This window comes from Streptomyces sp. NPDC007907 (assembly GCF_042959365.1).
In the GTDB taxonomy this organism is placed as follows: domain Bacteria; phylum Actinomycetota; class Actinomycetes; order Streptomycetales; family Streptomycetaceae; genus Streptomyces; species Streptomyces indiaensis.
Genome location: NZ_JBIBKR010000004.1, coordinates 349031 through 371449, shown reverse-complemented (window position 1 = coordinate 371449; position 22419 = coordinate 349031). Strand labels below are relative to the sequence as shown.

The following is a 22419-nucleotide window of genomic DNA, read 5'->3' as shown; positions in this document are numbered from 1 at the left end:
CGCCCGCAGCGGTTGGCGCGTCAACGCCAGTCCGTCGGTACGAAGGTCAACCGCACCGTTCCGAGGACGGACACCCCCCGACGCGGCCCCGACCCACACCCGGCGGAAGGCGCAGGCACCCGCACCCCCACCACGCCGCACGGGAACCGAATCAACCCCCCGCTCGTGTTCCTGGACAAGGGGTGGTGCGAGGGGGCGCGCTCCGCGAGGCCGGCACGCCGCACACTGCGATCCGATCAAGATCGGAGCAAGCCCGGTGCGGATGTCGGCCCCGGCAGCGATACTTGCGGCGACGGATGACCATGGGGGAGGTCACAGTGACGTACACGCCGAAGAGCAGCCCGCCACCACCGGGCCCGGGCCTGCCCGTCCTGCCGGCGGTCCCGGCGCAGGCAGCACCAGCATCAGCACCCCCCTCCCGGCCCCCCGCACACACCCCCGCGCCCTCCACTCCCCCGACGGGCCCCCGCCGCACCGCCTTCGCCGAGGGCATCGACCAGCTCCGCTCCGCCGCCACCACCGAGCCGGGCCGTCTGCGCATCATCGGCGCCCTCCTGGCCTGCCTCGTCCTCGCCTTCGGCGCCGTCACCGCCTGGCAGATGACCGACCGCGCGGCCGCCGCCGACGACGTCCTCACCCGCAGCCAGCCCCTCAGCTCGGACGCCGCCGACATCTACCGCTCCCTCGCGGACGCCAACACCGCCGCCTCCAGCGGCTTCCTCGCCGGCGGCCAGGAGTCGGCCGCCACCCGCGACCGCTACGAGCGGGACATCCACACCGCCGCGGAGAAACTCGTCAACGCCGCCGCGAACGCCGACCCGGACTCCCCCTCCACCAGGACGATCGCGAAGCTCAACAGGCTCCTGCCGGAGTACAAGGGCCTGGTGGAGCGCGCCCGCACGTACAACCGGCAGGGCTTCCCGGTCGGCGGCGCCTACCTCCGCTACGCCAACGAGAAGATGCAGCAGCAGATGCTCCCGGCGGCGGAGGACCTCTACAAGAAGGAGAACCAGCGCCTCGGCGCGGACTACGCGGCCGCCACGCCCTACCCCTGGGCGGCCATCGCCCTCGGCGTCGCCGCCCTGGCCGCCCTCGCCTGGGCCCAGCACCGCAACTACCGGCGGACGAACAGGGTCCTCAACCACGGCCTGGTCGCCGCGACCGCCACGGCGACGGTCGTCCTGCTCTGGCTGGTCGTGGGACACACCCTCGCCCGCGCGGGCCTGAACGACTCCTTCGACCACGGCGTCCGCTCCCTGAACGTCCTGCACGACGCGCGCATCGCCTCCCTCAAGGCCCGGGGCAACGAGAACCTGACCCTGGTGGCCCGCGGCGCGGAGACGAAGAAGGTCGGCGAAGAGACCTACGACGCCTACGACTACGACTTCGGCACCGACATCAAGGCCCTCGCCACCCACCTGGCGGCAGCCGAGAAGCTCGCCGACGACGCCTCGGGCGAACGCCCCGTCACCGCCGCCATGGGCAACATGCAGGAGTGGAAGAAGCGGCACGGCGCGGCCCGCGAGCAGGACGAGAACGGCAACTACCAGCAGGCGCTGAACAGGGTCATCGGCGCCAAGGGCGCGACCGGCGAGTGCTTCGACAGCGTCGACGACAACCTGCGCAGGGCACTCGCGCACGAGGAGACCGAGTTCCAGCGCGCGGCGGGCGACGGCCGTGACGCGCTGACGGGCATGCCCGCGGGTGTGGCCGTGCTGGCGGTGCTGGGCGCCGCGGGCGCGGTCCTGGGCATCGGGCGCAGGCTGTCGGAGTACCGATGAACGGGCCGGGGGCGAAGGGAGGAACGACCGTGCGAGACACGCTCAGGGGCTGGGGCGGAGTGACCGCGATGGCAGTCGTCTGCGCCCTGGTGGCGCTGGCGGCCCTGTGTCTGCCGCTCACCGCGAGCACGGGGGCCGCCCAGAACACCACCGCGACCACCCGTACCGCCGAGACCAGGGCGGAGGAGGACTGCGAGGCCCCCGAGAAGCAGACGCTCTCCCCCTCGTCCGCCGACGGCGACACCATCCGGGCGATCAAGGACCGTGAGGGCGAGAAGCGCAAACTGGTCGTCGGTGTCGACCAGAACAGCTACCGGTGGGGCTATCGCAACCCCAACAGCGGCAAGACCGCGGAGCTCGAGGGCTTCGACATCGACCTGGTCCACCGCATCGCCGAGGACATCCTCGGCGACCCCGACGCCGTCCAGTTCAAGGCGATCCCCACCAACCAGCGCATCCCGGCGATCCAGGACGGCACCGTGGACATGGTCGTCCGCACGATGACGATCAACTGCGCCCGCATCGCCGACGTAGCCTTCTCCGCGCCCTACTTCAAGACGGGCCAGCAGGTCCTCGCCCCGAAGTCCTCGCCCGTCAAGGGCTACGACGACACGCTCGCGGGCCGCAAGGTCTGCACGGCGGCCGGCTCCACGGCGTACTCCACGCTGGAGGCGGACCAGAAGGCCGGCGAACTGCCCGCCAGCACCGACATATCCACCACCGTCCCGAACCAACTCGACTGCCTCGTACGGCTCCAGCTCGGCGAGGTCGACGCCGTGGTCACCGACGGCGCGCTCGCCGCGAGCCAGGCGGCACAGGATCCGACGGTCCAGCTCAAGGGTGACGCCTTCACTGCCGAGTACTACGGCGTGGCGATGAAGAAGGACGCGGACGATCTGGTACGCCGGGTCAACCGGATCCTCGTGGACTACCGCAAGGACAGCGCGAACGGCTGGCAGGCGTCGTACGACCAATGGCTGGCGGCCACACTGGGCAAGGATGCGAAGAAGTCGGAACCCCCGGCACCGCAGTACCTCCGCACGAGCTGACGACCGGCACACGACCGGACCACGACGACAAGCCCCCGACGGGCACGACCGCAGCGAGAGGTGATCGATGGGCGTCACGGGACCCACCGGGCCGGTGATGGACCGGGACGAGGTGGACCGTGCGCTGGCGCGGCTCGGCGCGGAACACGAGGCGATCGAGACCTCCCTCCTCGCCCTCCAGGACCACGCGGGCCGCAGACTCCTGGAGGGCGCCGAACTGACCGGCGTCACCCGGGAGCGCTGGACGTCCACGGAGGCGTCGATCACGCTGCTGTGGACGTACTTCGACGCGTACACCGACGCGTTGCGCTCCGCCCGCGACATCCGGTCCCGCCGCCGCTGGTCCAGCCGCGAGGACCTCGTGGAACTGACGGAACTGCTGAACGGCGAGTCCGTCACGGTCGCGGGCAGCGCCACGGCGACGGCCAACGCCCCCACTCTGAACGGAAGTCCGACGAAGCTGAGCGAGCGCTACTCGCTCAGCACCCTCGTCGACCGGATGAACGAGCTGTACGCGGCGAGCCTGGACATGGTGGTCGCCGCGGACGCAGTCTGGTCGGCCCTGCCGGCCCGGATCGACCTGCTCGCGGCCGAACTCCAGCGCACCCGCCGGCTCGCGCACTCGGTCGGCGTGCGCCCCGGCGAGCACCCGGCCGGTGACGACCTGGAGCGCATCACGCGGATACTGACCAAGCTGCGCGAGCAGGTGGTCTCGGACCCGCTGGCGTTCTGGCTCGCCGCGGAGGGCAGTTCGGCACCCGGCGGCGGCCGGCCGGACACGACGGTGTACGACCGTGAGGCGCGCGCCCTGGAGGACGTCCGCCGCGAGATCGACGCCGTGCTGACGGTCCGCCAGGACGCCGAGAAGCGGATCGTGAGGCTGCGGGACATCCTCAGCCGCGCGGACCGCACGCTCGCCGAGGCGCGCACGGCGCGCGGCGAGGTCCTCGCGAAGATCGCGGCGACGGAGGTGCCGGTCGTCAGCGGGCCGCCGACCGTGCTGCAAGAGCAGCTGGCGGCCGCGGCCGAGTACCGCAGGCAGGCGCAGTGGCACCGGCTGTCACCGCTGCTGGAGTCCCTGGAGCAGAAGGCCGAGGACGAACTGCTGCGGGCCCGCGAGTCGTTGACGGCGGTCACCGCCCCGCTGGCGGTCCGCGCCGAGCTGCGCGGCCGTCTCGACGCGTACAAGGCGAAGGTCGCCCGGCACGGCTTCGCCGAGGACACGCTGCTGGTGGAGCGGTACGAGAAGGCGCGCCGCATGCTCTGGAGCGCCCCCTGCGACCTGCGCGCCGCCGAGCAGGCGGTGCTGCGCTTCCAGCACGCGGCCGCGGAACTGCTCGGCGGCCCGCGAGTACCGGGGCAGGACGTGCCGGAGGACGACCGGAGGGAGCCGGGCGCATGAGCGACGAGAGGGAGTCCATGACCCAGGCACCGCAGGAGCCCGCCGGCGCGCCGCCACGCGCCTGCCAGCGCCCCGGCTGCGAGGGCGCGTACGAGGACGTGGGCGGCGGCGAACTGTACTGCGACACCTGCGGTCTGGCCCCGGTCGTCGCGGCTGGTGGTCCCTCCTTTGGGGGAGGTTCGGTCGGCTCGCAGCCCACCGGCGTCACCGCCGGGGGCCGGGGCGGCTCCCGCGGGTCCGGCAGTGAAGGTTCCCGCGCCGGCAGCCGCAGTTCGCGCACGTCGTCCCAGTCGTCGAGGTCCCGCCGCTCGGTGTCGGGACGCCTGTCACGGTCCCTGTCGGGCAAGTCGACGGGCCGCTCGGTGTCGGTGCGCAGCTCCGGCTCGACCACCGGTTCCGGATCGCGCGGCAGGCTGGGCGCCGGGCTGGTGCAGGTGCCGCCGATCCCGCGGCCCGACCCGCGCGAGATGGTCCTGGACCACCCGGAGGTGCCCGAGCGGAAGCGGTTCTGCTCGCGCTCCGACTGCGGCGCCCCGGTGGGCCGGGCGCGCGGCGACCGGCCCGGCCGTACGGAGGGCTTCTGCACCAAGTGCGGCCACCCGTACTCCTTCGCGCCGAAGCTGAAGTCCGGGGACGTGGTGCACGGCCAGTACGAGGTGGTCGGCTGCCTGGCGCACGGCGGGCTGGGCTGGATCTACCTCGCGGTCGACCGGGCGGTCTCGGACCGCTGGGTGGTCCTCAAGGGCCTGCTGGACACGGGCGACCAGGACGCGATGGCGGCGGCGATCTCCGAGCGGCGGTTCCTCGCGGAGATCGAGCACGCCAACATCGTGCGGATCTACAACTTCGTGGAGCACCTGGACCCGCGCACGGGCTCGCTCGACGGCTACATCGTCATGGAGTACGTCGGCGGCAAGTCCCTCAAGGAGATCGCCAACGCCCGCCGCACCCCGCAGGGCAGACGCGACCCGCTGCCGGTGGAGCAGGCCTGCGCGTACGGCATCGAGGCGCTGGAAGCACTCGGGCACCTGCACAGCCGCAACCTGCTGTACTGCGACTTCAAGGTCGACAACGCCATCCAGACCGAGGACCAGCTCAAGCTGATCGACATGGGTGCGGTGCGCCGGATGGACGACGAGGAGTCGGCCATCTACGGCACGGTCGGCTACCAGGCCCCGGAGGTGGCCGAGGCGGGCCCGTCGGTGGCGAGCGACCTGTACACGGTCGCCCGGACCCTCGCGGTCATGACCTTCGACTTCCAGGGCTACACGAACGTCTACGCCGACTCGCTGCCCGACCCGGACCACATCGAGGTGTTCCGGCAGTACGAGTCGTTCTACCGGCTCCTGGTGCGCGCCACGGATCCCGACCCGGCCCGCCGGTTCGCCTCCGCGCAGGAGATGACCGAGCAGCTGACGGGTGTCCTGCGGGAGGTCGTCTCCCTCCAGACGGGCCGCGCCCGCCCCGCCCTGTCCACGCTGTTCGGTCCGGAACTGCGTGTGACGGACACCGAGTTGTTCCCGCGGCTGGACGGCGAGGTGTCCCGCCTGGGGGCGCGGGTGGTGCCCGCCCGGGCCGGCACCGGCGCTGCGGCCGTGCTGCCGCCCCCGCAGGGGACCGAGGGTTCGCACGGTCTCGTCAGGCCGGTCGACACCCCGGCCGCCGCCTTCTCCCTGCCCGTCCCGCGCGTCGATCCGTCCGACCCCAACGCCGGTTTCCTGGCGGGCCTGATGACCTCGGCGCCGGGCGAGCTGCTCGGCGCCCTGGCGGCCGCCCCGGCCCCGTCGATCGAGACGCGGCTGCGGCAGATCCGGGCGTGGCTTGAGACCGGTGACCCGGCCGCGGCGCTGCGGGAGCTGGTCGCGCTGGAGGGTGAGCGGCCCGACGACTGGCGGGTGGTCTGGTACCGGGGCGTGGCGGCGCTGGTGACGGGCGACGACGAGGGCGCCGCGCTCGCCTTCGACGCGATCTACGACGCCTTCCCCGGCGAGATCGCGCCCAAGCTGGCGCTCGGCCTGTGCGCGGAGGTGCTGGGCCAGCTCGACAACGCCGCCGAGTACTACCGGCTGGTGTGGTCCACCGACCCGAGCCATGTGAGCGCCGCGTTCGGCTTGGCCCGCGTCCAGTTGGCGACCGGGGACCGGCACGGTGCCGTACGGACGCTGGAGTCGGTCCCGGAGTCGTCCATCCACTACACGGCGGCGCGGGTCGCGGCCGTCCGGGCGCGGCTGCGGCAGCGCACGCCGACCGCCGCCGACGCGGCGTTCCTCGGGGATCTGACGGCCGCCGCCGCGCAGGTCGAGGCGCTGGAGGCGTACGGTCTGGATCCGGCGCGCCGGGAGCGGTTGTCGGCCGAAGTCCTCGGATGCGCGCTGGACTGGGTACTCTCCGGGGGCCAGGGTTCCGCCCCTCCCGCCGCCGGGGGACGGACGCTGCTCGGCAGCGGCCTGGACGAGCGGGGCCTGCGTTTCGGTCTGGAACGCTCGTACCGCACGCTGGCCCGGCTGGCGGGGGGCGGCGAGGAGAGGATCGACCTGGTGGAACGTGCCAATCGTTACCGCCCCCGGACGTGGGTGTAGTTGATGTCGCAGATGCCCCAGTTGTCCGCCTGCCCGAGTTGCGAGGAACCCCTCGAGTCGGGTGACCGTTTCTGCGGCGCGTGCGGATACGACCTGTCCGCCGTGCCGGAACGGCCGCAGGACAACCCCACCATCGCCCTGAACGGCTCGGTGCCCGCCCAGGGCGCTCCGGCCGGCGCGTATCCCGAGCCCCCGCCGGCGCCCCCCGCCGGCGCGGCCTGGCCCGCTCCCGGGCCGGACGGCGCGCGAACCCCCGAGGCGGTGCACCTGCCGTCGGACCTCCCGGGTACCGACTCGGGCGGCTCCGCCCTGCCGCCGGAGGCACCTCCGCCGCCGAGCGCCCCGCCGGCCGCGGCCGGGGGTGTGCGCTTCGACCGGCCGCCGCGGCCCGACGAGCACGCCGCGTCGCCGGAGATCTATCAGACACAGCCCGACGAGTACCTCCTCCAGGCACCGGACCCACGGGTGTCCGCCGACCCCGCGGCGCAGGCCGCGGGCGCCGGCGGCAAGGTCTGCGTCGCCTGCCGGGCCGGCCGCGTGGACGACGACGGCTACTGCGAGAACTGCGGCCACGCCCAGCCGCGCGAACGGGACCACATGGAGCAGGAGTCCGGCCCATTGGCCGCGGTCAGCGACCGCGGTCTGCGCCACCACCGCAACGAGGACGCGTTCGCCATCGGCACCACCACGCTGCCCGACGGCTCACCCGCCTCCGTCGCGATCGTCTGCGACGGCGTCTCCTCGGCGACCCGCCCCGACGACGCCTCCGCGGCGGCGTCCAGGGCGGCGGGCGACACGCTGCTGGCGGCCCTGCCGCGCGGCACGCACCCGCAGCAGGCGATGCACGACGCGATCCTCGCCGCTTCGCGCGCCGTCAACTCGCTCGCCGCGGAACCGGCCACGGTCCGCGAGCAGGCCCCGCACCAGAACGCCCCGGCGTGCACCATCGTCGGCGCGGTGGTGACGTCGGGCCTGCTGATCGTCGGCTGGGTCGGCGACAGCCGCGCCTACTGGGTGCCGGTCGACCGGAGCGCTCCCCCCGCCCGGCTCACCGAGGACGACTCCTGGGCCGCGCAGATGGTCGCCGCAGGCCTGATGAACGAGGCCGAGGCCTACGCCGACGAACGCGCCCACGCGATCACCGGCTGGCTCGGCGCCGACGCCTACGAACTGGAGCCGCACACCGCCGCGTTCAAGCCGGACCGGCCCGGTGTGGTCGTGGTCTGCACGGACGGCCTGTGGAACTACGCGGAGGCGGCCGAGGAGATGGCCCGGGTCGTCCCCCTCGACGCGAGCGCGCATCCGCTGCACGGCGCCCGGGTCCTCGTCGGTCACGCCCTGGACGGCGGGGGCCACGACAACGTAACAGTGGCGCTCGTGCCGTTCCCGGCCGAGCCCCAGGGGGCAGGATCGGCCTGAGGCCACGTACGGGGACGCCTCGGCGGACCGGAGGGGACCGGTCCGCCTACCGTGATCACCCCGCCGCGGCGGGGGCTTTGGAGGGGGATCGAAGCAGGCATGGCCAACTTCTCGAAGTCGAACGCGCCCCAGTTCTCGGTGGACGTCTACCAGAACGAATACCTGCCGGAAGGTGCCGGCGAGGTCAACGCCATCGTCACGGTGACGGCGACCGGCGGCGGCACCATCGGCAGCGCGGTCACGGCGCCCCATCTCTACGCGCCCGGCCAGGGCCCGTCGGCGGCCGTTGCGATCATGGTCGACTGCTCGGGGTCGATGGACTACCCGCCGACCAAGATGCGCAACGCCCGGGACGCCACCGCCGCGGCGATCGACACCCTGCGCGACGGCGTGCACTTCGCGGTGATCGGCGGGACGCACGTGGCGAAGGAGGTCTACCCGGGCGGTGGCCGCGTCGCGGTCGCCGACGCCACCACCCGGGAGCAGGCCAAGCAGGCGCTGCGCTCGCTCAGCGCGGGCGGCGGCACGGCCATCGGCACCTGGCTGAAGCTGGCCGACCGCCTGCTGTCCTCCGCGGACGTCGCGATCCGGCACGGCATCCTGCTCACCGACGGCCGCAACGAGCACGAGTCGCCCGAGGACCTCAAAGCCGCGCTCGACGCGTGCGCCGGGCGCTTCACGTGTGACGCGCGGGGTGTGGGCACCGACTGGGAAGTGAAAGAAGTCACAGGGATCGCCTCCGCCCTGCTCGGCACCGCCGACATCGTCGCCGACCCGGCCGCGCTCGCCGCCGACTTCACGCGGATGATGGAGACGGCGATGGGCAAGGAGGTCGCGGACGTCTCGCTGCGGCTGTGGACCCCGGTCGACACGACCGTGAAGTTCGTCAAACAGGTCGCGCCGACCGTCGAGGAACTGACCGGCCGACGCACCGAGGCGGGCCCGCGCGCCGGCGACTACCCCCTTGGTTCCTGGGGAGACGAGTCGCGTGACTACCACGTCTGCGTCCAGGTCCCGGTCGCGCACATCGGGCAGGAGATGCTCGCGGCCCGGATCTCACTGGTCGTTCCGCAGCCCGACGGCAGCGTCCACAACCTCGGCGCGCAGGGTCTGGTGCGGGCCGTGTGGACGGACGACATGGTCGCCTCGACGTCGATCAACCCTCAGGTCGCCCACTACACCGGGCAGGCCGAACTGGCGCAAGTCATCCAACAAGGTCTGGATCTTCGCAAGTCGGGCGATATGGATGGAGCAACGGCCAAACTGGGCAGGGCCGTTCAGCTCGCGAGTGCCTCCGGGAACGCCGATACTGCGAAACTGCTTGCGAAGGTGGTGGACGTGGTCGACGCCGCGACAGGTACTGTGCGACTGAAGGCGAAGGTCGCGGAGGCTGACGAGATGACGCTCGAAACCCGTTCCACCAAGACCGTTCGCGTCAAGAAGTGACCTAGAAGAGATCGAAGGAGGGACGCGCCGACATGCCGACCTGCCCGAACGGACACCAGTCGGGTTCCGACGACTGGTGCGAGGTCTGCGGTCACCGCATGGCGGGTGCCGTGCCTCCGCCTCCTCCCCCGCCGCCGCCCGGTGGCTACGGCTTCCCGCCCCCCGCCGGCCAGGGGGGCCCGCAGGGCCCCGGCGGCCAGCCCGGTGGACGCCCGCCGCACCTGTCCGCCGTACCGAACGCCGAGCCGGAGCTCTGCCCGCAGTGCCGTACGCCCCGTGAGGGCGGCGCGCCGTTCTGCGAGGAGTGCCGGTGGAACTTCCTGACGAACACGGCGACGTCGTACACCCCCGCGGCCCCGCCGTCCGGCCCCGGCGCGCACTTCCCGCCGCCGGGCCGGCAGGGCCCGCCCGGTCCGTCGTACGGCGGCGGTGACTCCTACGAGTACCAGGGCTCCCGCCCGTCCCAGGTGAACCGCCCGGCCGAGCCGATCCCGCCGTTCGGCGGCGCCCCGTCCGGCCACCCCGGCCCCGGCGGTCCGCAGGGCGGCGGCTACGGCTACCCGCAGCCCGGCGCCGCGCAGACCCAGCCCGGCCCCGGCGGCCCGGGCGGCCCCGGTGGCCCCGGCGGCTTCGGTGCCGACCCCTCGCGGCCGACCCCGCCCGGTCCCGGCGGCCCCGGTGCCCCGCAGGCGTTCCACCCGTCCGGTCCGCCGGCCCCGCCCGGGTTCCCCCAGGAGACCCGGCGGCCCCCGCAGCAGGGCGGTCCGTCCTTCGGCGGCGGTGACGACGACTGGGTGATCTCCCCGCCGACGTCCGGCCCGGGCGGCCAGGGTGGTCCCGGCGGCCCCGGTGGTCCCGGTCAGGGCGGCTACGGCTACCCGCAGCCCGGCGGGACCCAGGCCCCGCCCGGCCCCGGCGGCTTCCCGCAGCAGCCCCAGGCGCCGCAGGGACCCGCGACGTGGACCGCGACCATCGGCCCGGACCGTGACTACTTCATGGCGATGATGCAGCGCTCCGGCCCCGAGGCGGCGGGCCTCAACCTGCCCGCGTACTCGCCCGAGCAGCAGCGCACGCTCACCGGCAACCAGCTCACGATCGGCCGCCGCCGGCACTCCACCGGCGACACCCCCGACATCGACCTGTCGACGCCGCCGGAGGACCCGGGCGTCTCGCACCAGCACGCGGTGCTGGTGCAGCAGCCGGACGGCAACTGGGCGGTCGTCGACCAGAACTCGACCAACGGCACGACGGTCAACGGCTCGGACGAACCGATCCAGCCCTTCGTCCCCGTACCGCTCCAGGACGGCGACCGGGTGCACGTGGGCGCCTGGACGACGATCACGATCCGCCGCGGCTGAGACCGCTCACCGGATCGTTCACGACGGGAGGGGCCAGGCGTACGGCCCCTCCGGGTCGTCCAGCCAGGCCCATTCCGCCTCCTCGCCGACCGTGATGCCGTAACGCTCGCGCTGCGGTCTGCCCTCCTGCTCCCACAGCGCGTGGGCCTCCTGCGGGTCCAGGCTGCCCCGGGTCAGGGCCAGCAGGAACCGGAACAGGTCGTCCTCCCGGGCCCGGTGCGGCACCCCGCCCAGCTGCATCGGCTCGCCCCCGGGCCGGCCGGCACCGCGCAGCGGCACGAAGTAGGCGGGCGTGTGCAGGAAGCGTCCCTCGGCGTGCCCCGTACCGCTCACCGTCAGCAGGACCAGCCCGGTGGCCAGCGGCACGAGGATCCGGCCCCCGGGGCGGCTCTGGGCCACCCAGGCGCGCGGGACGCCGCCCAGGGCGCAGGTGGCGATGATCCGGTCGAACGGCGCACGCTCCGGCACGCCCCGGGCGCCGTCGCCGGTGACGACCACCGGGTGGTACCCGGCGGCCGCCAGGTGCCGGCGGGCCGACTCGGTGATCTCGGGGTCGAGGTCGACGGTCGTGACGTTGTCGTCGCCCAGCCGGTGGGCCAGGAGCGCCGCGTTGTAGCCGGTGCCGGCGCCGATCTCCAGGACCGTGTGACCGTCCCGCACCTCCAGCGCGGCCAGCATGTCCGCCATCAGCGACGGCTGGCTGCTGGAGGACAGCAGCTCGCCGTCGCGCAGCCGGGTGGCCAGCGGGGTGTCCTCGTAGGCGCCGCGCAGCCACCGCTCCCGCGCCCTGGGGTCGGTGCTCTCCGCCCAGCGGCGCTCGTAGCCGCCAGCGACACCGACGTAGTAGTACGGCACGAACAGATGCCGTGGGACGGCCGCGAAGGCCTCCCGCCAGCCCGGGTCGCCGGACCAGGCGCCGCTCGCCTCGATCCGCCGCACCAGCGCCGCTCGCGCGGCGTCCGCGAGACCGTCGGGTTCACTGCCGGGTGCGTGCCCGCCCATGTCTCCACAGTAGGGGCAGGGCCCGACGGCCGAGTCCCGACGGCAGCGGCCCGACGGCGGGGCCGGGTCCTAGGTCTTGAGTCCTATGCCGGAGCGTCTGAGACCATGGATCGCGTGAATGAGATTCGGCGCGGCACGCTTCAGGAGCAGACCTTCTACGAGCAGGTCGGCGGGGAGGAGACCTTCCGTCGGCTCGTCCACCGTTTCTACGAGGGAGTCGCCGAGGACCCGCTGCTGCGGCCCATGTACCCCGAGGAGGACCTGGGCCCGGCCGAGGAGCGCCTCGCGCTGTTCCTCATCCAGTACTGGGGCGGCCCGACGACGTACAGCGACAACCGCGGCCACCCCCGGCTGCGGATGCGGCACGCGCCCTTCACGGTCGACCGGGCGGCGCACGACGCGTGGCTGAAGCACATGCGGGTCGCCGTCGAGGAACTCGGCCTGTCCGAGGAGCACGAGCACACGCTGTGGAAGTACCTGACGTACGCGGCGGCATCGATGGTCAACACGGCCGGCTGACGCCCGTGACGCGTGTCCGGGGCGCGCTGCTCAGCGGACGCTGACGTCCAGAGCCCCGAGCCCGGCGCGGCGTACGGCGACGGACCCGTACGGCGTGCGCAGCCTCAGCCACGCGCCCGACGAGAACAGGGCCGGCGGCACCCCGGGCCGCAGGAAACCGAGGGAATGCGCCGCGTGCACGGCCCGGACGGGCAGCCGGGTGTCCCCGACCGTACGGGACCAGACGTCCCGCCCGATCCGGTCCAGCTCGGTCCGTGTGCGCGCCTCGGGGGGCAACTCCTGCGTACGCGATCGGAATTCGGCGACGACGGCGGTCACCAGCTCGCGCAACGCCTCCGGCGCCGGCAGCCCCGGCTCGGCCCGCCAGCCGCTGCGGGGCGGCAGCACACCCGCCCACGGCGGCCCGGTCACCGCGCTCGGCACGACGGCCGTGCAGGCCTTCTCGTCCACCGTCTCCAGGAACTCCCCGGCGGACACGGTCACGTCCAGCGTGACCTCGAGACCCTTCTCGTACGGCTTCGCCAGCCGCACCGCCCGCACGGCGAGCACCTCGAAGGACGGCGGCCGCCCGAAGACGGCCAGTGCGGTGCCCGCGGCCTGCAGACGCACCGCGGCCCCACGGTCGTAGTGGAGCAGCCGGGAGAGGAAGGCGGCGAGATCAGCCGCCTCCCCCTCGTCGGCGAGGTGGAGCACCGTCATGCGGCGACGGCCTCCTCCTCGGCGTCATCCAGGTACGCGCGCAGGAACTCCCGCTCCTCCGCGGTGATCCGGCGCGGGCGCTGGGCCTCGAAGTCGAACGGCACGATCACCGTCGAGGCCCGCACGTAGACCTGGTCGTCGTCCTTCACCTCGTAGGTGAGGGTGAAGGACGCGGCCCTTATCTCCGTGACCCACAGCTCGATGTCGACCGGGTGGTGCCGGTGGACGAGCTGCCGCTTGTAGTCGATCTCATGGCGCGCCACCACGGACCCCTGCTTGAAGTCCTTCTCCGGGCGGAACAGGAAGTCGATACGGGCCTCCTCCAGGTAGCGGAGGAACACCACGTTGTTGACGTGGCCGTACGCGTCCATGTCCGCCCAGCGCAGCGGGCAGCGGTAGAGGTGCCGCAAGATCGATCAGCCCCGGGTCAGCTTCTTGTAGGTGGCGCGGTGCGGACGGGCGGCGTCCGGGCCGAGCCGCTCGATCTTGTTCTTCTCGTACGACTCGAAGTTGCCCTCGAACCAGAACCACTTGGACTCGCCCTCGTAGGCGAGGATGTGCGTGGCGACGCGGTCCAGGAACCACCGGTCGTGGGAGACGACGACGGCGCAGCCGGGGAACTCCAGCAGCGCGTTCTCCAGGCTGGAGAGCGTCTCGACGTCGAGGTCGTTGGTCGGCTCGTCGAGGAGCAGCAGGTTGCCGCCCTGCTTGAGGGTGAGCGCGAGGTTCAGCCGGTTGCGCTCACCGCCGGAGAGCACGCCGGCCGGCTTCTGCTGGTCCGGACCCTTGAACCCGAAGGCGGAGACGTAGGCACGGGACGGCATCTCGACCTGGCCGACGTTGATGTAGTCCAGCTCGTCGGAGACGACGGCCCACAGCGTCTTCTTGGGGTCGATGTTCTCGCGGCTCTGGTCGACGTAGGAGATCTTGACGGTGTCGCCGACCTTGATGGCGCCGGAGTCCGGCTCCTCGATGCCCTGGATCATCTTGAACAGGGTGGTCTTGCCGGCGCCGTTCGGGCCGATGATGCCCACGATGCCGTTGCGCGGCAGCGTGAAGCTGAGGTCGTCGATGAGCAGCTTCTCGCCGAAGCCCTTGGTGAGGTTGCTGACCTCAACAACGACGTTGCCCAGGCGCGGGCCCGGCGGGATCTGGATCTCCTCGAAGTCCAGCTTCCGCATCTTGTCGGCCTCGGCGGCCATCTCCTCGTAGCGGGCCAGACGCGCCTTGGACTTGGCCTGACGCCCCTTGGCGTTGGACCGCACCCACTCCAGCTCTTCCTTGAGCCGCTTCTGCCGCTTGGCGTCCTTCTGGCCCTCGACCTTGAGGCGGGCGGCCTTGGTCTCCAGGTACTTGGAGTAGTTGCCCTCGTAGGGGTAGAGGCGACCGCGGTCGACCTCGCAGATCCACTGCGCGACGTTGTCGAGGAAGTACCGGTCGTGGGTGACCGCGACGACGGTGCCCGGGTACTTGGCGAGGTGCTGCTCCAGCCAGTTCACCGACTCGGCGTCGAGGTGGTTGGTGGGCTCGTCGAGCAGCAGCAGGTCGGGCTGCTCCAGCAGCAGCTTGCACAGCGCGACGCGGCGGCGCTCACCACCGGAGAGGTTGGTGACGGGCCAGTCGCCGGGGGGGCAGCCCAGGGCGTCCATGGCCTGCTCCAGCTGGGCGTCCAGGTCCCACGCGTTGGCGTGGTCGAGGTCCTCCTGGAGCTTGCCCATCTCCTCCATGAGCGCGTCGGTGTAGTCGGTCGCCATCTGCTCGGCGATCTCGTTGAACCGGTCGAGCTTGCCCTTGATCCCGGCGACGCCCTCCTGGACGTTCTCCAGGACGGTCTTGTCCTCGGTCAGCGGGGGCTCCTGGAGCAGGATGCCGACCGTGTAACCGGGCGTGAGGAAGGCGTCACCGTTGGACGGCTGCTCGATGCCGGCCATGATCTTCAGGATCGTCGACTTGCCGGCGCCGTTCGGGCCGACGACGCCGATCTTCGCCCCCGGCAGGAAGCTCGTCGTCACGTCGTCGAGGATCACCTTGTCGCCGTGCGCTTTGCGCGCCTTGCGCATGGTGTAAATGAACTCAGCCAAGAGAAACCGTCCGGCAGCTTGAAACTGGCAGTGGGCAGATACACCCCATCTTGCCGTACCGCCACCCCTGGGCGGAAACGCGTCTGGCCGGGGGCGCCTGACCTGGTTCTTTGTCATGGACGGCTGAGAGTCACTGCCGGTAGCCGTCGGCCGGCCTCGGGCACCCTCGCGCGGCCCAGGGACGGGCCCGGAGGTGATCACTCGGCTGCCCGCGGCGGGATGGCGCTTCACCCCTGCCGCGTGATTGCTCCGCGCTCGCCGCCCGCATTGACGGCGTCGTGACGCGCTGACCTGCGCCTCAGGCGTTTCATCTCACCCCGCGCGCCCCAGTGCTGACCGTGTTGAACTGGATATATGGGAGGTGTGTCATGTCAGGTCGCGCTGGAAAAACCCGCAACATATTTCTCGTCTGGCTGATTTGGCCCCTGATCACTCTGGGCATCTACCACCTGGTCTGGTACTACAAGATCAACCGTGAGGCCCGGGACTTCGACGGCCGGATCGAGGTCAACCCGGCCATGGCGGTCGTGGCCATCACCCTCGGCTGGCTGTTGATCGTTCCCCCCTTCGTCTCCGTCTACAACACCGGTCTGCGCATCGCCCGCATGGAGCGGTCCGCCGGGATGGAGCAGGAGTGCAACCCCTGGATCGGCCTCATCCTCTTCATCGTGGCCGGTCTGTACCCGCTCTACTACCAGCACGAGATGAACCAGATCTGGGCTCACTACCAGATCCCGGCAGAGGGAGAGCAGGTGCCTCTCGCCGCCTGACCTCACCACGGCCGGACCAGCGAACCTGGGGGAAGGGAACGGCGTTCGCCCTGGTCACTCCCCCGCCGTGTGCTCCTTGCGCCGCAGCACGATCAGCGTCGCCCCGCCGATCACGACCAAGCCGATGGCCACGCCCGCGATCATGGGCGTGATGACCGAGCCGCCCGTCTCGGCGAGGTTGGTGTCCGTGGCCGTGCCGCCCACCGTCGCCGGGCTCGGTCCGCTCAGGGTCTGGGTCGTGGTGCCGGTGTCGCTTCCGCGGGTCAGGCAGTCCAGCAGACCGGTGAAGCGGTTCTGGAAACCGCCGGGGCCGTGGATCGTGAAGTCGTAGGACTGGTCCTCCTGGAGCGGGACCGTCACCGTGCGGGACTCTCCCGCGGCGATGGTGTGCTGCAGACCGGCCAGTTCGAAGGTGTACGGCTCGTCGCCCTTGTTGGACGCGATGATGTCGACGCCGCCCTCGGCGCAGTTCTTCGCCGCCGACACCGCCGGGACCGGGCCCTGCTTCGCCCACGTCGCCCCGGCCGTCGCGGACACCGTCGACTCGCTGGAACCGGCCAGGATCTGCGTCTGGCTGCGGCTCTCGGAGGCGAAGGCCCGGCCGACCGGCACGGTGGTCGAGGCCTGCACGGTCAGATCCGCGGTGCCCGCCGCCGCGTCCTCCGGGACGTCGAAGAACACCTGGCCGCCGTCGGTCGTGGAGGTGACGGCCTTGCCCTGCTTGTCGACGACCCGCACCCCGCTCGTGGCGGCGTCCGCGGGTGGGGTGACCGTCGCGCTGCCTCCGTTGGTGCGCACCGTCACCGGCCCGAGCAGCTCCCCCGGCCGGCCGGAGACCGCGGGAGGTTCGAGGGTGAGGGAGGCGCGGGGCTCGGGCAGGTTGCGGGCGTGCTTCTCCAGGTAGTCCGCCAGCTGCTCGGCCTGCGGGTCGAGGGCGTCGACGGCCGCCTCGTCCGAGTAGCGCCAGATCGCCACCTGCGTACCGGCCGCCGCGTCCTGCTCGGTCAGCGGGCCCCGGACGCCCGCCTTGCGCGCCAGCGTCGCGAGGTCGTTCACCTGCGGGTAGGAGTTCTGCAGGATCCAGCGGATCCTGCCGGCGTCCTCGTTGGCACCCAGGGACGTGCTGCTCCAGGGCGTCTCGTGGTACTTGGCGTCCCGCTGCGTGGGGCTGTGGAGATCGACGCAGTACGTCTGCAGCATGCCGCCGCCGTCGACGGACATCTCGAACAGGCCGGCCGAGATCTCCTGGTCGCCGCTACCGGCGTGTATCACGGCCGCGCCGAACGTCTTGAGGCCGCCTATCGTCGCGGCCGCCCCGCCCTGACTCTGCGTCGTCTCGTCGGCGGCCGCCCGGCCGGCACCGGCCAGCCCGCTCGCGGCGACGAGCCCGGACACCACCGTCGCGGTGGCGAGGCGGGCCGCGCCTCGCCTGTGTACGAACAGCTCAGAGAACGAAGCAAACACCAAATTCCCCTTCGAGCAGGACCTGTTGACGTGGGGGGACGGTCCCACCTGCAGAATCAGAGGCCTCACCGGACACAAGTGTCCCGAGAGCCATGTCCGGCATCCTAGGGACGCGGGGGACGCCACCCGCCGGTCAGATGGTCGGACGAGTGATCCGACTCGGAATCGTTATCGCCAAGATCCCTGCGAGCAGGGCTTATCGACAAATCCACCCCTGGTCGTTCGGTGCGCACTCGCCGATAAGCCGCAGTTCGGGCAGAGTCAGCAGATGGCTGACGTCATGTCAGAGCCGGTGCCGACGCCGCGGGTTGATCCGGTTCCGGAGAACCCTCGGGAGGGGTTTCCCAATGGGGCTCGGGCTGGGTCGACGACGGAGCCGTCTCCGCCTTGCTCGCGCGCCTGAAGGCAGCGGTGCCCCACGCCAGATCGTGACCGATCGCGACGGCGTCGATGTCCGCCGACGTCCAGCTCTGCCCCTCGCGCACGTCGGTCCGCACCTTCAGCCTGCCCTGCACGATCACGGGCTCACCGACCGTCAGCGAGGCCGCCGTGTTCGTGGCCAGCTGGCGGTTGGCCCAGACGGTGAAGAAGTTGGTGTGCCCGTCGGTCCACGTGTTCTTCTCGCGGTCCCAGTAGCGCGCGGTCACCGCCAGCCGGAACCTCGCCGACGGGCCGGACGCCATCTCCCGGTACACCGGCTGCGTCGCCACCCTGCCCACCGCGCAGACCATCGTCTCGTTCATCGCGAACCCTCCCTCGCCCGGACCACGAACAACGCACCGGGCCGACACGCGTACGGGCCCGTCCCGTACGGCTGCGTCTGCCAGACTGCCGCCGCCGGGCCGGGCCCGCTGAGCGCTGTGGACCGCCCCCGGCCTGTGGACAACGCCGCCACCCCTGGGAGTGACCCGGTGCCCGGTCGGGGGCGACGGCGGGTGGAGGCGGCGGAGCATCGGCAACGCCGGCGGCTGCGGCCCGTCACAGCTCCCCGAAGTCACCGCCGGAGAGGCCCTTGTGGAGGCCCTTATAGAGGCCCTTGACCGGGCGCTTCACCACCGTGGAAGTCCCCGGCCGGCACTTCACTGCCCCACCGGCACCTCAACGCCCCGCTCCCACCACCCTCCCGTACTGTTCCCGGACCTCCTGGTAGCGCAGCAGCTCCGCCGCCACCGGGTCCAGTACCCGGGCCCTGCCGCAGCCGGACGCCGCCTCCCGCAATCGGCGTTCCGCCTCCAGGCCGTAGCGCCGGGCCGGGCCGCGGGCCGCCATCCGGCAGCTCCACTCGATGAGCGGGCCCCCCACGATGCCGATCACCATCAGCAGCACCGGCACCCCCAGGTTGGGCGCCATGACCCCGATGATCTGGCCCAGCAGCCACAGCCCGCCCAGGAACTGCACGATCGTCATGGACGCCTGGACCAGCACGGCCAACGGCCACCACCCGGGCCGCGGCGGCCTCCCCGTCGGCACGCCCGCACGCACGGTCAGCTCGTCCAGCGCCTCGGGCAGCCCCTGCGAGCCGCGGACGGCGGCCTCGCGCACCGCCTGCGCCCAGGGTGCGGGCAGCCCGGCCGACGCCCGGTCGGCCACGGTCCGCACCGCCTGCTCGACCCGCTGACGGGCGGTGGCCTCCTCGTCGGCCTGTGAGCGTGAGGGGAGCCGGCCCGTGGTGGGCTCGCCCCGGTCCTGGTACCAGCGCCACAACCGCAGCCAGGGCGTGCCGCAAGCGCGGTTGGCGTTGCGCAGCCACGCCCGCTCGGCCGCCTCGCCCGCCGCCGTGGCGCCCACCGCGTCCGCGAGCCGGTCGGAGAACTCCTCCCGGGCCTGTTCGCTGAGCCCGGTCCGCCGCTGGGTGGCGTAGACGGGCCACAGGCGGGCCGCGGCCATGTCCACGTCGGCCGAGATACGACGGTTCGGCGCCCCGTGCTCGGAGACGAACTGGCCGAGGGCCTCCCGCAGTTCGCCCATGCCGTCCCCGGTGAGCGCGGACAGCGCGAGCACGGTCGCACCCGGTTCGCCGTACTCCCCGAGGGCGATGCCGTCCTCGTCCAGGAGCCGCCTCAGATCGTCGAGGACCTGCTCGGCGGCTTCCCCGGGCAGCCGGTCGATCTGGTTGAGTACGACGAACATGACCTCGGCGTGGGCCGCCATCGGCCGCAGATAGCGCTCATGGAGGACGGCGTCGGCGTACTTCTCCGGGTCGACCACCCAGATGACCGCGTCGACCAGTCCCAGGATGCGGTCCACGTGCCGGCGGTGCTGCACGGCGGCGGAGTCGTGGTCGGGCAGGTCGATCAGGACGAGTCCGCGCAGCGGCGACTCGCCGTCCCCGGTCGGCAGCGGCCGACGGCGGAGCCGGGGCGGGATGCCCAGCCGTTCGATGAGGCCGGCCGCCCCGTCGCTCCAACTGCACGCGATGGGCGCGGCGGTGGTGGGACGGCGTACGCCCGTCTCCGAGATGGCCACTCCGGCCAGCGCGTTGAACAGCTGTGACTTGCCGCTTCCGGTGGCGCCCGCGATGGCCACGACGGTGTGCTGCCCGGAGAGCCTGCGCCGCGCGGACGCCTCGTCGAGCACCCGGCCGGCCTCCGACAGCGTCCGGCTGTCGAGCCGGGTGCGGGAGAGCCCCACGAGTTCGCGCAGCGCCTCGAGCCGGTCGCGCAGCTGTCCCTCGTACGTCAGGGGGGTCACCGTCGACGGGGCGGCGGAGCGGCTGTCCGTCAGGGGGAACCGGCTTCCTTCGGCTGTCTCGCTGACCCGGCGCGCGATGAGCCCGTCGTCCCAGGCCTCCGCGGAACCGGTATGGGCGGTCGCGGGGTCGGTACATGCCGTCGAGGAGTGGGTACGCCTCGCACGCTCCCCGTCCGGCGTGCCCCGGCCGGCCGGGCTGCCCGCCTCGTGGGCGTCGTCGTCCGGCTGGTCGGAGTGCTCGGTGGGGTCCTGATCAGTGACGGCGGACACCGGTCACCTCTCCTTCTGCAGTACGGACAGCGCGGCGATGAGTTCGGCCTGTGGCTCGGGCTGGACGGCCAGCGCGTCGAGCGGGGCGAGGCGGCGCTCGCGCTCGGCGTGCAGGACGCGGTCCACGTGTTCGGTGAGCAGCCGCCCGGCCCGGTCGCGCAGCCGCAGCGCGCCATGGGCGCCGATCCGTTCGGCGAGCCCCTCCCCGGCCATCCGGCCCCGGCGGCCGCCCAGCAGGGCGGTGGCGACCAGGGCGGCGACCAGTTCGGGGTCGGGCGCGAGGTTGCGGTCGAGCTCCCGCACCTCGTCCTCGGCGCGCTCCTCCAGCTCCCGCCGCCATCGTCGTACGGCCAGGCCGATGCGTTGCTCGGCGCTGTCCGCCCCGGAGTCGCGTGCGGCGAGCTCCGGGGCGGCGGACGCCGGTTCGCGCCGCCAGGCGTCGTCGACGCGCTCGTCGGCTGCCGTGACGGCGCACACCAGCAGCGCGCTCAGGCTCTCCACCAGGGCGTCGAGGAGTTCACCGGCGGTGCAGTCCAGCGGGAAGGCGCGCCACCGCTTGAGCGCGTCCCCGGCGAGGACCGCCCCGGACTGCAATCGGCCCCGCACGCGCGCTTGCTCGCTGTCGTACGCCCCTTCGACGGCGGAGGTGAGGCGCAGCGCGGCGGCGTACTGCGCGGCGGCCGCACCGGCCAGTTCGGGCATCCGGGACTTGAGGGAGTCCAGGACGCCGTAGGCCGTGCGGGCGAGGACGTGCTGCCGGGCCGCGGGGTCCTGGGCCTGATGGATCAGCCAGGTGCGCAGCTGGGCGACGGCGGAGGCCGGCAGAAGCCCGCCACCCCAGGCGGACTCGGGCAGTTCGGGCACGGTGAAACGGGGCACCTCGCCGAGCCCGGCCTTGGTGAGCAGGGCACCGTACTGGCGCGACACCTCGTGCACCACCTGATGGGGCACGCGGTCGAGCACGGTCACCAGGGTGACGTCGTACTCCTTGGCGGTGCGCAGCATGTGCCAGGGGACCGCATCGGCATAGCGGGCGGCGGTGGTGACCATGACCCAGATGTCGGCGGCGCAGATGAGTTCGGCGGCCAGGACCCGGTTGTCGGAGACCAGTGAGTCGATGTCGGGCGCGTCGAGCAGGGCGAGGCCGGGCGGCAGTGTCTCGGCGGTCTCGACGCGCAGCACGCGAGCGGGGTTCTCGCCGGGGAGCAACAGGTCGTCGGTGGAGTCCTGCTGGGGCACCCACACGCGCGTGAGATCGGGCAGCACCCTCATACCGCTGAACCAGTGGTGGTCCTCCGGATGGCAGACCAGCACGGGGGTGCGTGTCGTCGGCCGCAGCACGCCCGCCTCGCTGACCCGCCGTCCCACGAGGGAGTTCACGAGCGTCGACTTCCCGGCTCCGGTGGACCCGCCCACGACGGCCAGAAGCGGCGCTTCGGGCTCCCGCAAGCGGGGCACCAAGTAGTCGTCGAGCTGCGCGAGGAGTTCGTCGCGGTTGGCACGCGCGCGTGGGGCCCCCGCCAGGGGCAGCGGGAAGCGTGCGGCGGCGACACGGTCGCGCAGGGCGGAGAGTGCGTCGAGCAGCTGAGGCCGTACGTCCAAGGTCACCACATGTGAAGAATGCCCAATTTTAGGGGAATTCTGAAGCATATGAGTATGTCTGCGCGCCGACGGAACACAAGGGATGGAAGGGACGAGTGGGACACAGGTCCACTCCAGGCATAACGAGTGCACAACACCCGATGCCTCTGACGCCAAAAGCGATGCACGATTCGTACCTGCCTGCGATTATCAGGACCGCTTCACCGAACCTCCACATCGAGCCACGGAGGCGAAGCAACAGGGACAAGGACGCGGGAGCCCTATCCTTGTCCCCGGCAACGTCACGG

Annotated in this window: 17 protein-coding genes; 9 read left to right on the top strand and 8 right to left on the bottom strand. The window is 72.3% G+C overall.

Going from position 1 to position 22419, the window contains the following annotated elements:
* The first annotated feature begins 317 nt into the window (after positions 1 to 317).
* From ACFZDI_RS18035 to ACFZDI_RS18005, 7 genes are all read left to right on the top strand, one after another.
* Positions 318 to 1781, top strand: a complete 1464-nt coding sequence (locus tag ACFZDI_RS18035; protein WP_391251597.1) for a hypothetical protein — start codon at positions 318 to 320, stop codon at positions 1779 to 1781.
* Positions 1778 to 2830 carry a glutamate ABC transporter substrate-binding protein gene (locus tag ACFZDI_RS18030; RefSeq protein WP_234850684.1) on the top strand — a complete coding sequence of 351 codons (1053 nt, stop codon included), beginning with the start codon at positions 1778 to 1780 and terminating at the stop codon, positions 2828 to 2830. Before ACFZDI_RS18035 ends, ACFZDI_RS18030 begins: the two co-directional genes overlap by 4 nt.
* Positions 2831 to 2897: 67 nt before the next feature.
* Positions 2898 to 4232 (top strand): hypothetical protein, encoded by a 1335-nt coding sequence (locus tag ACFZDI_RS18025; RefSeq protein ID WP_391251594.1) that lies wholly within the window; start codon positions 2898 to 2900, stop codon positions 4230 to 4232.
* Positions 4233 to 4249: 17 nt separating this feature from the next.
* On the top strand, positions 4250 to 6811 hold the full coding sequence (locus ACFZDI_RS18020; protein WP_391252264.1) for a tetratricopeptide repeat protein: 2562 nt from the start codon (positions 4250 to 4252) through the stop codon (positions 6809 to 6811).
* A gap of 3 nt (positions 6812 to 6814) precedes the next feature.
* Positions 6815 to 8230, top strand: a complete 1416-nt coding sequence (locus ACFZDI_RS18015) for a protein phosphatase 2C domain-containing protein (RefSeq protein WP_391251592.1) — start codon at positions 6815 to 6817, stop codon at positions 8228 to 8230.
* Positions 8231 to 8329: 99 nt separating this feature from the next.
* A complete protein-coding gene (locus tag ACFZDI_RS18010; protein WP_361110587.1) occupies positions 8330 to 9676 on the top strand; it encodes a VWA domain-containing protein in 1347 nt (448 codons plus the stop codon).
* Positions 9677 to 9708: 32 nt separating this feature from the next.
* Positions 9709 to 11034 carry an FHA domain-containing protein gene (locus tag ACFZDI_RS18005; protein WP_391251590.1) on the top strand — a complete coding sequence of 442 codons (1326 nt, stop codon included), beginning with the start codon at positions 9709 to 9711 and terminating at the stop codon, positions 11032 to 11034.
* 18 nt (positions 11035 to 11052) lie between these two features.
* On the opposite strand, the gene ACFZDI_RS18000 is transcribed toward ACFZDI_RS18005, so the two are convergent.
* Positions 11053 to 12036, bottom strand: coding sequence for a methyltransferase domain-containing protein (locus ACFZDI_RS18000; protein WP_391251588.1), 984 nt, complete (start codon positions 12034 to 12036; stop codon positions 11053 to 11055).
* A gap of 105 nt (positions 12037 to 12141) precedes the next feature.
* Here ACFZDI_RS18000 and ACFZDI_RS17995 point away from each other — a divergent pair, with 105 nt between their 5' ends.
* On the top strand, positions 12142 to 12555 hold the full coding sequence (locus ACFZDI_RS17995; protein ID WP_234847451.1) for a globin: 414 nt from the start codon (positions 12142 to 12144) through the stop codon (positions 12553 to 12555).
* Between the two features lie 30 nt (positions 12556 to 12585).
* On the opposite strand, the gene ACFZDI_RS17990 is transcribed toward ACFZDI_RS17995, so the two are convergent.
* From ACFZDI_RS17990 to ettA, 3 genes are read right to left on the bottom strand one after another with little or no spacing between them, the layout of a single operon-like run.
* Positions 12586 to 13254 (bottom strand): hypothetical protein, encoded by a 669-nt coding sequence (locus tag ACFZDI_RS17990; protein ID WP_391251585.1) that lies wholly within the window; start codon positions 13252 to 13254, stop codon positions 12586 to 12588.
* The gene (locus tag ACFZDI_RS17985; protein ID WP_234847449.1) at positions 13251 to 13664 is read right to left on the bottom strand and encodes a thioesterase family protein; all 414 of its coding nucleotides are present in this window, start codon (positions 13662 to 13664) and stop codon (positions 13251 to 13253) included. The genes ACFZDI_RS17990 and ACFZDI_RS17985 overlap by 4 nt, the downstream gene beginning before the upstream one ends.
* A 6-nt stretch (positions 13665 to 13670) precedes the next feature.
* On the bottom strand, positions 13671 to 15335 hold the full coding sequence (gene ettA, locus ACFZDI_RS17980; RefSeq protein WP_234847448.1) for an energy-dependent translational throttle protein EttA: 1665 nt from the start codon (positions 15333 to 15335) through the stop codon (positions 13671 to 13673).
* Positions 15336 to 15703: 368 nt separating this feature from the next.
* Here ettA and ACFZDI_RS17975 point away from each other — a divergent pair, with 368 nt between their 5' ends.
* Positions 15704 to 16105: a DUF4234 domain-containing protein gene (locus ACFZDI_RS17975; protein WP_234847447.1), complete on the top strand. Its 402-nt coding sequence runs from the start codon at positions 15704 to 15706 to the stop codon at positions 16103 to 16105.
* Positions 16106 to 16159: 54 nt separating this feature from the next.
* Here the strand turns inward: ACFZDI_RS17975 and ACFZDI_RS17970 are convergent, their stop codons facing one another.
* From ACFZDI_RS17970 to ACFZDI_RS17955, 4 genes are all read right to left on the bottom strand, one after another.
* Positions 16160 to 17569, bottom strand: a complete 1410-nt coding sequence (locus ACFZDI_RS17970; protein ID WP_391251582.1) for a Cys-Gln thioester bond-forming surface protein — start codon at positions 17567 to 17569, stop codon at positions 16160 to 16162.
* 278 nt (positions 17570 to 17847) lie between these two features.
* A complete protein-coding gene (locus ACFZDI_RS17965) occupies positions 17848 to 18312 on the bottom strand; it encodes a single-stranded DNA-binding protein (protein ID WP_391251579.1) in 465 nt (154 codons plus the stop codon).
* A gap of 355 nt (positions 18313 to 18667) precedes the next feature.
* The gene (locus ACFZDI_RS17960) at positions 18668 to 20338 is read right to left on the bottom strand and encodes a GTPase (RefSeq protein WP_391252262.1); all 1671 of its coding nucleotides are present in this window, start codon (positions 20336 to 20338) and stop codon (positions 18668 to 18670) included.
* A 195-nt stretch (positions 20339 to 20533) separates the two neighbouring features.
* Positions 20534 to 22141, bottom strand: a complete 1608-nt coding sequence (locus tag ACFZDI_RS17955) for a dynamin family protein (RefSeq protein ID WP_234847443.1) — start codon at positions 22139 to 22141, stop codon at positions 20534 to 20536.
* Between the last annotated feature and the right edge of the window lie 278 nt (positions 22142 to 22419).

Bases quoted from the DNA above. Each gene is read 5' to 3' on its own strand.
- ACFZDI_RS17975 (WP_234847447.1), top strand. From the start codon at position 15,704: ATGTCAGGTCGCGCTGGAAAAACCCGCAACATATTTCTCGTCTGGCTG.
- ACFZDI_RS17995 (WP_234847451.1), top strand. From the start codon at position 12,142: ATGGATCGCGTGAATGAGATTCGGCGCGGCACGCTTCAGGAGCAGACC.
- ACFZDI_RS18000 (WP_391251588.1), bottom strand. From the start codon at position 12,036: ATGGGCGGGCACGCACCCGGCAGTGAACCCGACGGTCTCGCGGACGCC.
- ACFZDI_RS17990 (WP_391251585.1), bottom strand. From the start codon at position 13,254: ATGACGGTGCTCCACCTCGCCGACGAGGGGGAGGCGGCTGATCTCGCC.
- ACFZDI_RS18020 (WP_391252264.1), top strand. From the start codon at position 4,250: ATGACCCAGGCACCGCAGGAGCCCGCCGGCGCGCCGCCACGCGCCTGC.
- ACFZDI_RS18010 (WP_361110587.1), top strand. From the start codon at position 8,330: ATGGCCAACTTCTCGAAGTCGAACGCGCCCCAGTTCTCGGTGGACGTC.
- ACFZDI_RS18015 (WP_391251592.1), top strand. From the start codon at position 6,815: ATGTCGCAGATGCCCCAGTTGTCCGCCTGCCCGAGTTGCGAGGAACCC.
- ACFZDI_RS18025 (WP_391251594.1), top strand. From the start codon at position 2,898: ATGGGCGTCACGGGACCCACCGGGCCGGTGATGGACCGGGACGAGGTG.
- ACFZDI_RS18005 (WP_391251590.1), top strand. From the start codon at position 9,709: ATGCCGACCTGCCCGAACGGACACCAGTCGGGTTCCGACGACTGGTGC.
- ACFZDI_RS17965 (WP_391251579.1), bottom strand. From the start codon at position 18,312: ATGAACGAGACGATGGTCTGCGCGGTGGGCAGGGTGGCGACGCAGCCG.
- ACFZDI_RS18030 (WP_234850684.1), top strand. From the start codon at position 1,778: ATGAACGGGCCGGGGGCGAAGGGAGGAACGACCGTGCGAGACACGCTC.